The sequence below is a fragment of the Candidatus Pantoea floridensis genome, assembly GCF_900215435.1.
Taxonomy (GTDB): Bacteria; Pseudomonadota; Gammaproteobacteria; order Enterobacterales; family Enterobacteriaceae; genus Pantoea; species Pantoea floridensis.
The window spans coordinates 4,211,026-4,225,682 of sequence record NZ_OCMY01000001.1; the positions used below are offsets into that span (position 1 = coordinate 4,211,026).

The window sequence follows — 14,657 nt, forward strand, 5'->3', positions numbered from 1 at the left end:
TTCTTACCAAAGGAGTGAATGATGAAAAAACGTAATGCAGTTCTGCTGATGGCCATGCTGGCTCTTCCGGTGTTAGCACAGGCATCGTGTGAAAGTGTTAAAGCGGATATCAGCAAAAAAATTATCAATAACGGCGTCGCTGAAGCGGACTTCACGCTTGATATTGTCCCCAACGATCAAGCCGATCAGGCTGGTGGTCAGGTGGTTGGTCATTGTGAAAATGACACACAGAAGATTGTTTACAAGAAAAATGGCCATGATGCTGACAGCAGCGTGCCAGACAGCGCAGGCAGTTCTCAGGATAGCTCAGCGCAATAATCTTTCGGGCGGCATCCTGGCCGCCCTGCTTTTACTCCGCTTCCGGCCGCTGGCGCGGCATCAGCCATGCCACTCCCAACGTCAACAGCGCAATCAACAGCGATACGACAAACACCCAGTGTAATGAGGTGGCAATTTGCCCAGTCCAGGCATGCAACGTCGCCTCTGGCAGCGCCTGACGGCTTTCGTGCGACATGATTTTCTGCATCGGATCGTCTGCCTGCGGCAAACGCAGTGACAGATTGAGATTGAGCACCGCCCCCATCAAAGCGGTACCAATGGCCGACCCTATCATGCGGCTAAACATGATCGACGCGGTGCAAATGCCGCGAATGTCATAATGCGCGTGGTTCTGTACCGATACCAAAAAGGTCGTGCTGGTCATTCCCATGCCGGTCCCCATTACAAACGCGGTAAAACCGGCCTGCATAATGGAGCTATCACTGCGCAGCAGTAACAGTAACGCGCTGCCCGCAATCAGCAGCAGTGCACCCATTTGTGCGGTAAATCGATACGACGTCACCAGCATCAATCGGCCGCTCAAGGTGCTTGCCAGCGGCCAACCAATCGACATCATTGCTAATGCGCTGCCCGCCTGCAGCGGCGTGCCGCCGGTGATGCCCTGAATCCACGTGGGTAAAAATGCGCTAATGCCCATCATGGTGGCACCTATGATCAGGTTGCCCACGTTACCCGCGACGATGAGGCGACTGCGCCAAATTTCGAGCGGAAAAAGGGGCGCATCGGCGCGCTGTTCATGATGTTTTAAGCGCCATGCGGCAATGAGCGCCAGCGCCAGGAACGGCAATAACCAATAGCCAAGCACTTCCGCTTGCAGCAGCGCGACTAATAATGCCGTTACACATATCATCAGCCAGCAGCTGCCAGTGAGATTAAGTGCGGAATCCTGATGGTGCTCACGCGTTGGCAGGAACCGCGCCAGCAATAGCATCGAAAGCACGCCAATCGGCACGTTGACCCAAAAAATCACCGACCAGCTAAAGTGCTGGACCAGCCATGCGCCACTTAGTGGTCCAATAATAGCGGCAATACCCCACACGCTGGAGAGCCAGCCCTGAACGCTGGCGCGTTCGCGCGGAGAATAGACATCGGCAACGATGGTCGATGTCAGCGGCATAATGGCGCCCGCGCCCAGGCCCTGAAAAGCACGGAACAGAATTAACCACGTCATGTTGTGAGCAAATCCGCAGAGAATGGAGCCAAGCAAAAACAGCGTAACACCAATAAACAGCAGCCGTTTACGGCCCCACATGTCCGCCAGGCGGCCATACAGCGGCACGCTTACCGCCTGGGTGAGCAGATAGATGGAGAACACCCAACCAAACTGCGAAAAACCGCCGAGATCGGCAATGATCGTCGGCATCGCGGTGGCCACGATGGTGACCTCAATCGCCGCCATAAACATGGCCAGCATGCAGCCGATGAGAATCCAATGGCGATGTTCCGTATTCAATTCTGCAGTTTCAGTCATACGTCTCCCTAATTTCTAACAAGGCTAGCTGAAAATTCGTAATAGCAGTTTCCTCTGCGTGCGCCTATTTGTGACGGCGTCACGCATTTCGATGAATTTTTTTTATTGTCGGATGATGCCTTATTCCACGCGGGTTCGCTGTGATTTCCTGTGATTTCTATCTGTCTGATTTTGCCGTAAAAACTGGCGCTATTCGACAAGCATTGCTATAGCTCTAAACGGTGCTTTCCAGTTATTCGCTGAAAAAGCATTAGCAAACAGTCATTTTAACTGCAATTTGACGGGGTGAAGGATTTTCGTGTGTGAGTATGGCTCACATCGCCACCATCCTGGGAATGACATAAGCATATCGAACGATTTTTCGAATCAGGGAGACACTGGCTATGCAAAATGCATCGCTCGCCCGCCGCGCGGGGCTGGCTCTGCTCGCGATTGTCGCGGTGATTGCTCTGCTGGTATGGGGGCTGGGTTTAAATACGCTGCGCGATCGCCGGGAAGATTTGGTTTATCTCGGACAGCAGCATCTGTTTTTAGTGTTTTGGTCGATGTTCTTTGCGCTGCTGGTCGGGATTCCCAGCGGTATCTTACTTAGTCGTCCGTTCGCCCGTCGCTGGGCTGAATATGTAATGCAAATCTTCAACGTAGGTAACACGCTGCCGCCGCTGGCCGTTCTGGCGCTGGCCATGGTGATTGTCGGTATCGGCGATCGCCCTGCGCTCATTGCCTTGTTCCTCGCTTCACTATTGCCGATTGTGCGTAATACTTTTGCCGGTTTAAGCGCGGTTCCGCCGTCGTTAATCGAAGCCGCCAATGGTATAGGTATGACCAAATTCCAACGTTTGCGCCAGGTGGAGATCCCCAACGCGTTGCCGGTGATGTTAGCCGGTATCCGCATCGCTACCGCCATCAACGTAGGAACCGCGCCATTAGCGTTCTTGATTGGCGCCAGCAGCTTTGGCGAGCTGATCTTCCCCGGCATCTATCTCAATGATTTCCCCACGCTTATTCTTGGCGCAGTCGCTACCGCTCTGGTCGCGCTGATTCTCGATATGCTGCTGGCGGCATTGGGACGTTATCTCAGCCCGCACTCTGCGGCTTAAACACAAGGAGTTTTGTGATGGCTACTGCCAATAAGCTGGCGCGCTGGGTTAAACGTACGGCGCTGGCACTGACCGCGACGCTGGCAATCAGCCAAAGCGCCGCCGCCGCAACACCGATTACCATGGCGACTAAAAGCTTTACCGAGCAACACATCCTGTCCGCGATGACGGTCCTGTGGTTGCAGAAGAAAGGTTTTCAGGTGATCCCAAAGACCAACATCGCCACCACCATTGGTCGCAACGCGATGATCAATAAACAGATTGATATGACCTGGGAATACACCGGCACCTCGCTGATCATCTTTAATCACATCAATAAACCGATGTCGACGGAAGACGCCTATAAAACGGTGAAACAGCTGGACGCCAAACTGGGTTTGGTGTGGCTCAATCCGGCCCCGATGAACAACACCTATGCGTTCGCCATGCAGCGTGACCGCGCGGATAAAGAAGGCATCACCACCATGTCGCAGCTGGTGGCGAAGCTGGAAGAGGTACGTAAAAACGATCCTAAACACAACTGGAAACTCGGTTTGGATCTCGAGTTTTCAGGACGCTCCGACGGCCTGAAGCCGCTGCAAAAAGCCTACAACATGCCGCTGGATCGACCGCAGATTCGCCAGATGGATCCGGGCCTGGTGTACAACGCGATTCGTGATGGTTTTGTGGATGCCGGCCTGATCTATACCACCGATGGGCGTGTGAAAGGTTTTGAACTCAAAGTGTTAGAGGACGACAAGCACTTCTTCCCAAGTTACAACGTCACGCCAGTGGTGCGCCAGGATGTGTTGCAAAGTCATCCGGGATTGGATAGCGCCCTTAATCAGCTGTCGGCCCTGATTAATGACGAAGCGATTACCGAGATGAATAAGCGTGTCGATATTGATCATCAGTCACCGCAACAGGTGGCGCGTGATTTCCTTCAATCTAAAAACATGCTGTAAGGAGGCGCTGTGGATACCTTGCATTACATCATGAATAACTGGCACACCCTGATGACGCTCACCTGGCAACATACGTGGCTGGTGCTGGTGGCGGTCGGTTTCGCGATTATTGTCGGCGTACCGCTGGGCATTTTGATTGTGCGCTTTAAGTGGCTGGCAACGCCGGTGCTCGGCATCGCCACCATCGTGTTAACCATTCCCACCATTGCGCTGTTCGGCCTGATGATTCCGCTGTTTTCGATGATCGGTCAAGGCATCGGTGCCCTTCCCGCGATCACTGCCGTGTTCCTTTACTCGCTGCTGCCCATCGTACGTAACACGCACACCGCACTGGAGAATCTTTCGCCGGGTCTGCGTGAAGCCGGGCGCGGGATTGGCATGACCTTCTGGCAACGCCTGCGTTGGGTAGAAATTCCAATGGCGCTGCCGGTGATTTTCGGCGGTATTCGTACTGCGGTAGTGATGAACGTCGGTGTAATGGCGATTGCTGCCGTGATTGGTGCCGGCGGCCTCGGCCTGCAGCTGCTCGACGGTATCAGCGGCAGCGATGTGCGTATGTTGATTGCCGGTGCCTTAATGATTTGTTTGCTCGCGATTGTGCTTGATTGGCTGCTGCACCGTTTGCAGTCGGCGCTGACTCCTAAGGGGATTCGATAATGATAAAACTGGAAAACCTGACGAAAACCTTTACGCAAAAGAACGGCACTACGCTTAATGCCGTTGATAACGTCAGCCTTGAAGTGCCTGCCGGGGAAATGTGTGTGCTGCTCGGTCCATCGGGCTGTGGCAAAACCACTACCCTGAAGATGATTAATCGTCTGATCCCTTCCTCAAGCGGCCGGATTTTGATCAACGGCGAAGACACCAGCGGACAAGATACCGTGACCCTGCGCCGTAATATTGGTTATGTCATCCAGCAGATTGGTCTGTTCCCGAATATGACCATCGAAGAGAATATCACCGTAGTGCCGCGTATGCTGGGCTGGGATAAGAAGCGCTGCCGCGAACGTGCCACGGAATTGATGAGCATGGTGGCGCTCGATCCGACCAAATTCCTGCACCGCTATCCGCGTGAGATGTCTGGCGGCCAACAGCAGCGCATCGGCGTGATTCGCGCACTGGCCGCTGATCCGCCGGTATTGCTGATGGATGAACCTTTCGGTGCGGTCGACCCCATCAACCGAGAAGTGATTCAGAACGAGTTTCTCGAGATGCAGCGTCAGCTGAAGAAGACCGTGATGCTGGTTAGTCATGATATCGATGAAGCGTTGAAACTGGGCGACCGCATTGCGGTATTTGGTCAGGGTAAAATCGTGCAGTGCGCCAGCCCGGATGAGCTGTTAGCCAAACCCGCTAACGATTTTGTTGGCTCTTTTGTCGGTCAGGACCGAACGCTGAAACGGTTACTGCTGGTGCAGGCAGGCGATGTAACCGATCAACAGCCCACCATTACCGTACAGCGTAATACGCCCCTGCAGGAAGCTTTCGCCACCATGGACGATAACGATATGCGTTCGGTGACGGTAGTAGATGAAGATGGCAAGCCACTGGGATTTGTGAAGCGTCGTGAAGCACGCGGAGCCACCGGTCGCTGCGAAGAGATGCTGCATACGTTTAAAGTAACGGGGAAAGCTGAAGAAAACCTGCGCGTGGTGCTCTCCAAACTGTATGAACACAACACGGTATGGATGCCGATTGTCGATGAAGAGGGACGCTACAGCGGCGAGATATCACAGGATTACATTGCCGATTATCTGAGTTCAGGGCGTACGCGTCGTCGGTTAAATCCTTAATAAACCAACGTTAATCAAGTAAGTGCCCCGCGCCTTTACCGCGCGGGGCATGAATCAGCGTAGAGTGACGACAGCGAGACGCACCAGATCACAACTCATCACTGCATTCACTTTCATCAGGCTGCCGGTTTGGCACTGTCATTGCGCGCAACCGCTTCATTCAATAGATTTACATCCAGATAGCGGCTGAGTTCGCGCTGTTCTGCGCGCGGCAAATAAGGCAATTCCCCTAACAAAGGGGCGTGCAGTTTTTCCCGCAGCACATCAATAATTTCAGCATAGTGGGCCAAACCTGGATTAATACGATTAGCAACCCAGCCCACTAATTTCAATCCATCAAGCGCAATGGCATCAGCGGTGAGTAATGCATGACTGATACAGCCTTCTTTAATCCCTACCACCAACAGCACGGGTAATTGCTCCTGCTGTACCCAGTTAGATAACGGTTGGAGATCGTTCATTAAACTGCGCCAACCACCCGTGCCCTCAACCACAACGCAGGCTGCGCGCGCTTGTAAATCATGAAGCCCGCGACTCAACAGTGAATAATCAATACGTTGCGAAGAGCTGGTGCTGATCTCATCCTCAATCAACGTAATAGGATTCACCGCGCTATAAGGCAGAGTGAGAGCGGAAGACTGCTGTAATAAAAGCGCATCTTTATTACGTAGCCCCTCAGGTGTGACCTGCGCGCTTTTGGCGACAGGTTTGTAACCTGCTGCGCATAAATCGGCTTTTGCGAAACACTGTAATAACGCGCGTGATACGACGGTTTTACCCACCGCGGTGTCGGTACCGGTGACAAAAAGTGTTTTCACCACTCTCCTCCTTCATTAAAGCGATGTGTAACGTGCGAAGGAGGCAGTTTAAGGAAATGTGGCGAGAAGCAGATTGCGTTAGCGCAAACTTAAGGTGAGCTTTAATTATCCCTGCAACAGTTTTACCAATAAAGAGCCGCTATAGAGCGCGTCTTTGATCAGCGCCGCGCCGCCAAAAGTGCCAGGATCGTTGAAAGCCGTTGGCGTGAGCTGGATTTCACGGCTGTACGCGGGCAATGCCTGCTGACGAATGGTACTACTCACCGCCGGAAACAGAACGTCAGAAGCCTGGTTGAGCGGAGAACCGATAAGTATTTGTTGAGGATTAAAGATGTTGACCATCATTGCTAGCATGCGGCCTATATGATGACCCACTCCGGCAATGACATCGCGCGCCAGACGATCGCCCTGCTGGGCTGCCGAGCACAGGCTTGCGATGGTCAAAGGTGCATCATGCAACAAACTTTCTGGCTGCGACGGCAAACGCTGCGCCGTCAGGTTCAGCAGACTTCCGGTGCTGGCCACCGTTTCCAGGCAACCATTATTCCCGCAATAGCACTGTTGGCCGTAGGGATCGATTTGCGTATGTCCAATTTCCACTAAGGTGCGGCCATTCTTATGCAACAACTGTCCGCCGCTAATGACGCCCGCGCCAACCGTTTCATCAATCACTATCTGAATCACGTTTTGCGCGCCGCCCGATGCGCCAAATAGCGCTTCTGCGAGCGTCCATGCGGAAATATCATGCTGCACAAACACCGGTAGCCCGGTGCGCTGAGCCAGGGTTTCTCCCAGAGGCATCTCCTCCACATCATATCCTGGCATGCGATGCACCACGCCCGAAGCGGCGTTGATTAACCCCGGTAGCGTAATGGCGATAGCGGTTAGCCGCTCCAGCTTACTTTGATGTCGAATGAAGAAATCATTGACGATGTCTTGCAAGGTTTGTAGCAAAGGCTTTTCAGGCGTGGCGAGCAGCGGTAAGCGATCTTCCTGGATTGCTCGCGTGCTGAGATCGCGCAGCGTTAGCGTAATCTGTCCGGGTTGGATGCGAATAGCGAGAAAGTGCCAGGCAAGGGTATCGAGGATCAGACCAATCGCCGGACGCCCGCGACTGCCCGGATCCTGAAACTCCGTTTCCTGCACCAGGTGGGCATCAAGCATTTCACGTACGATTTTGGTAATACTGGCGGGTGCTAACTGGGCACGTTTAGACAGCTCAATACGCGAAATCGGGCCGTAAAGGTCAATCAGTCGGTAAACCACACCTGCGTTGGTCTGTTTTATCTGGTCAATATGGCCAGGTTGACTGTACAGATTCACGCCCCTGCTCCCATTATTTTCGCGCTTCTAAATAAACAGCAGCTATGGTGATGCAGATTGACCGGCAGCGTCAAATATTTGATTAGAAATGTGATTTATCGCACATAAAGAGAGTATGTCGCGACAGCAGCTGGTTCAATTCTCGGCATTTTTGAGCATCAGGGTCATCATATTTGCCATCTGCGCGGTGGGTTCACGCGTCGCCGACCAGACCAGCCAAACCTCAGAAATAGCATCGCTCTCCTGCAAGGGAATCCATACCACATCCGCCAGACGCGCTCGACGGAAAGACGCCGGTAAGATCGAGACACCAAGACCGGTTGCCACCAGGCCAAGAATAGTCATTGCTTCACCGACTTCCTGGGTAATAAAGGGTTGGATTTGATAACGATGCAGCAGCGCCAGAATTTCTCCGTACAGCGCCGTCCCCCCTTGCGGATCAAAAAACACAAATGGCTCGTTTGCTAATAGCTGGATGGAAATAGATTCCGCATCAGCCAGCGGATGTGCCCAGTGCACCACGGCACAGAGCGGTTCACGCAGTAACACCCGATGTTGCAGGTCGTTGGGTAGCGGCGTATTGCGCATAACGCCGAGATCGAGCCGCGCTTCATGCAGAGGCGCAAGCTGCTGGCGCGTATTGTTCTCCTGCATCTGAATGTGCACCTCCGGCCAGCGCTGCCGGAACTGATAAAGCGCATCGGATACCAGACCGGTGAACGGAGCGGACGACGTAAAACCGATGCGTAACTCACCCTCCTGGCCGCTATGTACTCGCGCCGCACGGCCCGTTGCCTGCTCAACATGCAGCATAATAGCGCGCGCATCCTGGAGAAAAAGGCGCCCTGCGGGCGTGAGCTGCACGCTACGATTGGTACGCGTAAAAAGTTGAGCGTTAATTTCCTGTTCCAGATGCTGAATCTGCTGACTGAGCGGCGGTTGCGAAATATTCAGGCGCTGCGCTGCACGGCCAAAATGCAACTCTTCCGCCACGGCGATGAAATAGCGTAAATGGCGCAACTCAACATTCATATTTTAAACGTCTTATTTGAGATTATTAATATATTGTACAACCTATTAGCGCTTTCCTACAGTAACGTCATTAATCACCAACCGAGGATGTTCCGTGAGTCGCTCTTCCCAGGCGGGGATACTTGATGAAGACGAGTTGTCTGTAGAGCCTGCACCCGCTGTACCCCCTTCAGAATGGATTGAGCGCGGATCGCCGCAGTTTATGCGCGTGACCCTTGCGCTGTTTTCCGCCGGCCTTGCCACTTTTGCTTTGTTATATTGCGTACAGCCCATCCTCCCAGTGCTATCACAGCAATTTGGCGTGTCGCCCGCAGAGAGCAGCATTTCGCTCTCACTTTCGACCGGGTTAATGGCGTTGGGATTGCTGTTTACCGGCCCGTTATCGGACGCAATTGGACGCAAATCGGTAATGGTAACGGCACTATTGCTCGCGGCCATTTGCACGTTGATATCAGCCACCATGAGCAGTTGGCAGGGGATTTTGCTGATGCGCGCGTTGATAGGTTTATCGCTTAGCGGCGTCGCGGCTGTGGGCATGACGTATCTGAGCGAAGAGATTCATCCGCGGGTTATCGCCTTTTCGATGGGACTGTATATTAGCGGCAACTCGATTGGCGGTATGAGTGGACGATTGCTTACCGGCGTTCTCACTGACTTTTTCTCATGGCGCATTGCTGTTGGCGTAATCGGCTGCTTTGCGCTTGCCGGTGCGCTGATGTTTTGGAAAATTTTGCCAGCATCGCGCCATTTCCGTCCGGCATCGCTGCGACCGCGCAGTTTGTTCATCAACTTCCGCCTGCACTGGCGCGATAAAGGACTGCCGTTGCTGTTTGCGGAAGGCTTTCTGCTGATGGGCGCATTCGTGACGCTGTTTAACTACATCGGTTATCGCCTTCTGAACGCACCGTGGTCGCTAAGCCAGGCGGTGGTGGGTTTGCTTTCAATTGTTTATCTTACCGGCTCCTGGAGCTCGCCGAAGGCCGGGGCCATGACCAGCCGCTTTGGGCGTGGTCCAGTGATGATTAGCGCCACGGCGATCATGCTCGCGGGACTGTTGCTTACCGCCTTTGACTCACTGTGGGCAATTTTACCTGGCATGATGTTGTTCACCGCTGGATTCTTTGCCGCTCACTCGGTTGCAAGCGGCTGGATTGGTCCACGCGCGCGCCGCGCTAAAGGCCAGGCCTCTTCACTTTATCTATTCAGCTACTATGTGGGCTCAAGTGTGGCAGGAACGCTAGGTGGCGTGTTCTGGCATAGCTATGGTTGGATAGGCGTCACCGTCTTCATTACGCTTTTATTATTAATGGCTTTGTTGGTCGGATGGCGCTTACAGTGCCGAAAACTGTAATACTTTTCACCTTTCTCTCGGGGCCTGTGCGCCCCGCTTCTTTTATCACGTTACGCCATCCGCCGTTCTGACAGTTCCAGATAAAACAAAATGGCGATTCATCGCTATAATAATTCCATTCCAACAATAGTTAGACTTTTATTATTTCACAGCAATGAGGACGTTAGATGGAACTCTATTATTACGTCGATAAGCATGCCGGCTATAACGACAATCATGTGGTACATGCAACGGGCTGCCCGTTCCTTCCTTCCGATAATGCACGCCGTTTTCTAGGTACTTTTTATACGCCGAACGCCGCCATCCAACAGGCGCGTAAGTTTTATACCAGCGCGATGGGCTGCGAGCACTGTTGTCCGGTCGGTGTAAAAAAAAACCTGACAACCCAGAATAGTGTGGCACTAAAACACATGGTGAGACTCTGATAATACTGGTCTGACAATGGTTTAAGCGGTTAAACCATTTTGTTAAGCGAAACTAAGGGATTTCATAATAATTATAAATTTCAGCTTAATATTGACTGGACCTTAGTGTAAGGAATGCGCCCAAGGTCCAGATCGCCCCGAACTCGTCTTAGCATTTTACTTCACTCTTTCGCGCTGTTTATTTATCGAGCAGAAAACAATAATAACCTCAGGCTATTAACCACGCCTGAGGTGATAAAAAATATTCAGCGATAAAAGCCCGACAAACGGTTTCCCTCGGCGCATTAATGCTCCACAATAGCCGCAATTTTGTGACAAAGGTCACCTTTATGGGGTGCAATTTGGCCCTGACATTCGCCGCCTGACTGATTTGAACTCCATGCAATCTACAACCGTCTCCCGTAAGACAGCCTGGCTGCGCGTCGTGCTGCTGGCTATCGCTGCTTTTGTCTTTAACACCACGGAATTCGTTCCGGTTGGTCTGCTGTCGGATATCGCCGCCAGTTATGCCATGAAGACCGCCGACGTTGGCATCATGCTCACCATCTATGCATGGGTGGTGGCACTATTGTCGCTGCCGTTGATGTTGCTGACGCGTAACATTGAACGCCGCTTACTCCTGTCGGTGCTATTTATTCTGTTTATTGCCAGCCACGTGCTCTCTTCTGTGGCGTGGGATTTCACTTCTCTGGTTATCTCCCGTATCGGCATTGCGCTGGCGCATGCGGTGTTCTGGTCAATTACCGCTTCGCTGGCAATTCGTGTGGCGCCTGCCGGTAAGAAAACACAGGCATTAAGTATGCTGGCTACCGGGACGGCGCTGGCGATGGTATTGGGTGTGCCCATTGGCCGCATCGTGGGTCAATACCTCGGCTGGCGTACAACTTTCGGTATGATTGGATTGTCGGCTTTGGTATTGCTCATCCTGCTGATGCGCGTACTTCCTCGCCTGCCTAGTGAACACACCGGTTCGCTGAGCAGCGTACCGATGTTATTCCGTCGTCCTGCGTTGGTCGCCATGTACATTCTGGTAACGGTGGTGGTGACGGCGCATTACACCGCTTACAGCTATATCGAACCGTTTATGCAGGTTGTGGCCAATGCCGATGAAAACTTCACCACCCTGCTTTTGCTGCTGTTTGGATCGGCTGGCATTATCGGCAGCGTGTTGTTCAGCACGCTAGGTAATAAATTTCCCTCAGCGATGCTGATCGCGGCCATTGCTATCATCACGTTGAGCATGGGGCTATTGGTCTTTGCCGCCGCGCGTCCCGCCGCAATCACCGTGCTATGCATCGCCTGGGGCATGGCAATGATGATGATCGGATTGGCCATGCAGGTGCGCGTGTTGGCACTGGCACCGGATGCAACTGATGTCGCAATGTCGCTGTTCTCAGGGATTTACAATATCGGCATTGGTGCAGGCGCGCTGCTGGGCAACCAGGTTAGCCTGCATATGAAAATGTCAGATGTGGGTAACGTTGGTGGCATTATTGGGCTTGCCGCCCTGTTCTGGTGTATCGCTATCTTCCGTCGCTATCCTCAGTTACGTTCCAACGGATAATAAAAAAGGCTTCAGCAGACACACGCTGCTGAAGCCTTTTTTTCATTTCTCACAGCATGCTTCGGGGCACGCTGCACAATTCTCTTAGTTATAAATGACTGCTGTGCCATTTAGCTTGTTGTTGCCAGAGGTCGAAGTTATGCGGAAAGACTTTGCTCCCGCAGCATTGGCCTTCTCCGATAGCTGGTTCTCCAGCGAGGTCAGGTTAGTGCTACCTGAAGCGCTAATCACGCCAATCTGTTGTTGATTCATTGGCGCTTCGTTCACCAGATCGGCAGCCATGCTACCAAACGCGATGGAGGACAGTGCCACAGCGGCCAGGGTCAGTTTAATGCTTTTCATAATTTTCTCTCTTATACACAGATGAATTGGGGTCGGATGCGATTAACTTAACAACCGTTAATTAAATGCTAACGCCGAATGGGCATGCTCGTCAATCATTTTATTAACGGTCATTATTTTAATCGGGAGTGGCGTGATTATGGGCTTTCAGCGCTTTTTTGACTTATCCATTCGGGTGCTTTTAGCCAGCGAAAGCACAAACGGGCAAAGCCTGAACCAGGTAGCATGAAGTCGACTTGCATATTTATTTAATGATCGGTAATTTAATTGGGTGTTTTTATGCAATGAGGTGCCCAATGACAGACATTACCGCAGCGGTAAAACGTAAAACTCGCGGTCGACCAAAAGTCTTTGATCGTAACGATGCGCTAGATAAAGCATTGATGCTGTTCTGGGCCCATGGTTACGAAGGCACTTCGCTGTCAGATTTGGTTAACGCAACCGGCGCTAAAGCACCTACGCTCTATGCCGAGTTTGAAAACAAAGAGGGTTTGTTTCGTGCGGCAATGCAGCGCTACGTCGAAACATTCAGTGCACAGCGTAATGCGGTATTGAATGATGATGCGCTGGATGTGAAAACCGCAATTGAAGCGTATTTTCGCGCCACCGCGGCTTGCTTTACCGAGTGCGATAAACCCGCAGGCTGCTTTTTTATCTGTACGTCCAGCGCGTTATCGTCTGGCTCAGAAGAGGTGGCACAGATGCTTGCGCAGCAGCATCATGCGCAAGAGTCTGCGTTAAAAGCGTTTCTCGATAAGCGGCAGCAACGTAATGAACTGCCGCAGTGCGCTAACAGCAGCACATTAGCCAGTTATCTCGCCTGCTTGCTGCAGGGAATGTCGGTACGGGCTCGCGAAGGTGCCAATCGCGCCGATCTTGACCAGATCGTCGATACGCAGATGGCAATTTGGCCTGCGTTGGCAGGTTATTGTGAGCTGAGCTAGATAAAAATGCAGGCCAACATGAATGCTGGCCTGCTTAACTTCTTTTAACGCGCGATTCTACGGCAAGAAAAACATCGGTTTGAGAGCCGCACTCAGCGGGCTGTTATCAGGATTTGCTGGCATTAACTCCTTCATCGATGCCCACCAGCGCTGACACACATCCGTTTTTGCCACAGCATCCCAACGCGCTTCAGACTCAACCTCCACACTTGCAAAGAGTAGATTGCGCTCTTCGTCTAACCAAATAGCATAATTGTGTGCACCATGGGCTTTCAGCGTTTCGGCCAGCTCTGGCCATATAGGCGAATGGCGACGCAAATACTCATCGTGGCAGTGTGCATGAACCTGCATCACAAACGCCTTACGCAACATCACTGCGCTCCGCCTGTAAAGCTGCTTGCCATGGCTTGACGTTGAAACGCTCACCCAATGCAATCAACTGCTCGGTGGTTATACTTTGACGAATGCCGCCCATCGACAGCGCTTTTACCACCACTTCTGATGATTTTTCGGCGGTATCGATTAAGCCAAACGTCTCATCAAGATTGGGGCCAGCACCAAAAATGCCGTGGAACGGCCACATCACAATGCTGTGGTTTGCCATCGCATCCGCTGTCGCTTGCCCAATGCCATCGGTGCCAGGCACCATCCACGGCAGAATGCCAACGCCATCGGGGAACACTACCAGACATTCAGTGCTGCCTTCCCATAGCAAGCGCGTAAAGCGCGCTGAGTCCAGATCCACCACATAGCTCAGCGCCATGAAGTTGGTGGCGTGACAATGCATGATGACGCGGTCGACGCCGTTGGAGATCTGCTTGCGCACGCTGTGCGACTGAAAGTGCGCAGCTAATTCTGACGTTGGCAAGCCACCATGACTCAATCCCCAATGGATTTTGTATGACAACCCTTTGTCATCCACCTGCAACAGCGCGAGGCAATCGGCCGGATCGATCTGGACATTGCGGAAAAATTTGCCCGAACCGGTTACCAGAAACCAGTCATTGGCCAGGGCCGGTGCGGGTTGCGTCAACTCAATGCAGCGCGGCTCCGTATAAAAATCACTGGCGTAAGCTTTAACTTCCTCAGGTAACAAGCGCAGGGTAACGTTACCGCCGTTACGCTCATCCCAGCCCTTCAACCACATGTCGCTGGTCGCTTTAACCATTCCCTGAACAAAAGCGGAAGAGAGAATATTTTGCATGATGTGT

Annotated in this window: 16 protein-coding genes; 9 read left to right on the forward strand and 7 right to left on the reverse strand. The window is 52.5% G+C overall.

Annotation, left to right across the window (positions count from 1 at the left end):
• The first annotated feature begins 21 nt into the window (after nt 1-21).
• Nucleotides 22-318, forward strand: coding sequence for a DUF1161 domain-containing protein (locus CRO19_RS19690; protein WP_097097363.1), 297 nt, complete (start codon nt 22-24; stop codon nt 316-318).
• 31 nt (nt 319-349) lie between these two features.
• Here CRO19_RS19690 and CRO19_RS19695 read toward each other — a convergent pair whose 3' ends face one another.
• Nucleotides 350-1,810 (reverse strand): MDR family MFS transporter, encoded by a 1,461-nt coding sequence (locus CRO19_RS19695; protein ID WP_097097364.1) that lies wholly within the window; start codon nt 1,808-1,810, stop codon nt 350-352.
• Nucleotides 1,811-2,193: 383 nt separating this feature from the next.
• Here CRO19_RS19695 and CRO19_RS19700 point away from each other — a divergent pair, with 383 nt between their 5' ends.
• Genes CRO19_RS19700 through osmV form a run of 4 tightly spaced genes read left to right on the forward strand, consistent with a single transcriptional unit; the run spans nt 2,194 to nt 5,647 of the window.
• The gene (locus CRO19_RS19700) at nt 2,194-2,910 is read left to right on the forward strand and encodes an ABC transporter permease (protein ID WP_097097365.1); all 717 of its coding nucleotides are present in this window, start codon (nt 2,194-2,196) and stop codon (nt 2,908-2,910) included.
• 17 nt (nt 2,911-2,927) lie between these two features.
• Nucleotides 2,928-3,854 carry a glycine betaine ABC transporter substrate-binding protein gene (locus CRO19_RS19705; RefSeq protein WP_097097366.1) on the forward strand — a complete coding sequence of 309 codons (927 nt, stop codon included), beginning with the start codon at nt 2,928-2,930 and terminating at the stop codon, nt 3,852-3,854.
• Between the two features lie 9 nt (nt 3,855-3,863).
• Complete coding sequence (gene osmW / locus CRO19_RS19710; protein WP_064738719.1) at nt 3,864-4,511, forward strand: osmoprotectant ABC transporter permease OsmW; 648 nt, start codon at nt 3,864-3,866, stop codon at nt 4,509-4,511.
• Nucleotides 4,511-5,647: an osmoprotectant ABC transporter ATP-binding protein OsmV gene (gene osmV / locus CRO19_RS19715; protein WP_097097367.1), complete on the forward strand. Its 1,137-nt coding sequence runs from the start codon at nt 4,511-4,513 to the stop codon at nt 5,645-5,647. Before osmW ends, osmV begins: the two co-directional genes overlap by 1 nt.
• A gap of 116 nt (nt 5,648-5,763) precedes the next feature.
• Here the strand turns inward: osmV and bioD are convergent, their stop codons facing one another.
• From bioD to CRO19_RS19730, 3 genes are all read right to left on the reverse strand, one after another.
• On the reverse strand, nt 5,764-6,468 hold the full coding sequence (bioD, locus tag CRO19_RS19720) for a dethiobiotin synthase (RefSeq protein ID WP_097097368.1): 705 nt from the start codon (nt 6,466-6,468) through the stop codon (nt 5,764-5,766).
• Nucleotides 6,469-6,570: 102 nt separating this feature from the next.
• Entirely contained in the window at nt 6,571-7,788 is a 1,218-nt protein-coding gene (gene mlc, locus CRO19_RS19725; RefSeq protein ID WP_097097369.1) for a sugar metabolism global transcriptional regulator Mlc, read from the reverse strand.
• A gap of 135 nt (nt 7,789-7,923) precedes the next feature.
• Nucleotides 7,924-8,820, reverse strand: a complete 897-nt coding sequence (locus CRO19_RS19730) for a LysR family transcriptional regulator (RefSeq protein WP_097097370.1) — start codon at nt 8,818-8,820, stop codon at nt 7,924-7,926.
• Between the two features lie 94 nt (nt 8,821-8,914).
• Between CRO19_RS19730 and ynfM the strand changes: the two genes are divergently transcribed.
• The 3 genes from ynfM to CRO19_RS19745 all read left to right on the forward strand — a co-directional run bounded on the left by ynfM (nt 8,915) and on the right by CRO19_RS19745 (nt 12,160).
• Entirely contained in the window at nt 8,915-10,171 is a 1,257-nt protein-coding gene (gene ynfM / locus CRO19_RS19735) for a multidrug efflux MFS transporter YnfM/SxtP(Kp) (RefSeq protein ID WP_097097371.1), read from the forward strand.
• 167 nt (nt 10,172-10,338) lie between these two features.
• Nucleotides 10,339-10,596, forward strand: coding sequence for a hypothetical protein (locus CRO19_RS19740; protein WP_097097372.1), 258 nt, complete (start codon nt 10,339-10,341; stop codon nt 10,594-10,596).
• Between the two features lie 379 nt (nt 10,597-10,975).
• The gene (locus tag CRO19_RS19745) at nt 10,976-12,160 is read left to right on the forward strand and encodes a sugar transporter (RefSeq protein ID WP_097097373.1); all 1,185 of its coding nucleotides are present in this window, start codon (nt 10,976-10,978) and stop codon (nt 12,158-12,160) included.
• A gap of 84 nt (nt 12,161-12,244) precedes the next feature.
• On the opposite strand, the gene bhsA is transcribed toward CRO19_RS19745, so the two are convergent.
• The gene (gene bhsA / locus CRO19_RS19750; RefSeq protein WP_097097374.1) at nt 12,245-12,502 is read right to left on the reverse strand and encodes a multiple stress resistance protein BhsA; all 258 of its coding nucleotides are present in this window, start codon (nt 12,500-12,502) and stop codon (nt 12,245-12,247) included.
• Between the two features lie 296 nt (nt 12,503-12,798).
• Here bhsA and CRO19_RS19755 point away from each other — a divergent pair, with 296 nt between their 5' ends.
• Nucleotides 12,799-13,446 carry a TetR/AcrR family transcriptional regulator gene (locus CRO19_RS19755; RefSeq protein ID WP_097097375.1) on the forward strand — a complete coding sequence of 216 codons (648 nt, stop codon included), beginning with the start codon at nt 12,799-12,801 and terminating at the stop codon, nt 13,444-13,446.
• Nucleotides 13,447-13,503: 57 nt separating this feature from the next.
• Here CRO19_RS19755 and rhaM read toward each other — a convergent pair whose 3' ends face one another.
• Together rhaM and rhaD are read right to left on the reverse strand one after the other, a co-directional pair.
• On the reverse strand, nt 13,504-13,818 hold the full coding sequence (gene rhaM / locus CRO19_RS19760) for an L-rhamnose mutarotase (protein ID WP_097097376.1): 315 nt from the start codon (nt 13,816-13,818) through the stop codon (nt 13,504-13,506).
• Complete coding sequence (gene rhaD, locus CRO19_RS19765; protein ID WP_097097377.1) at nt 13,808-14,650, reverse strand: rhamnulose-1-phosphate aldolase; 843 nt, start codon at nt 14,648-14,650, stop codon at nt 13,808-13,810. Before rhaD ends, rhaM begins: the two co-directional genes overlap by 11 nt.
• Nucleotides 14,651-14,657: the final 7 nt, after the last annotated feature.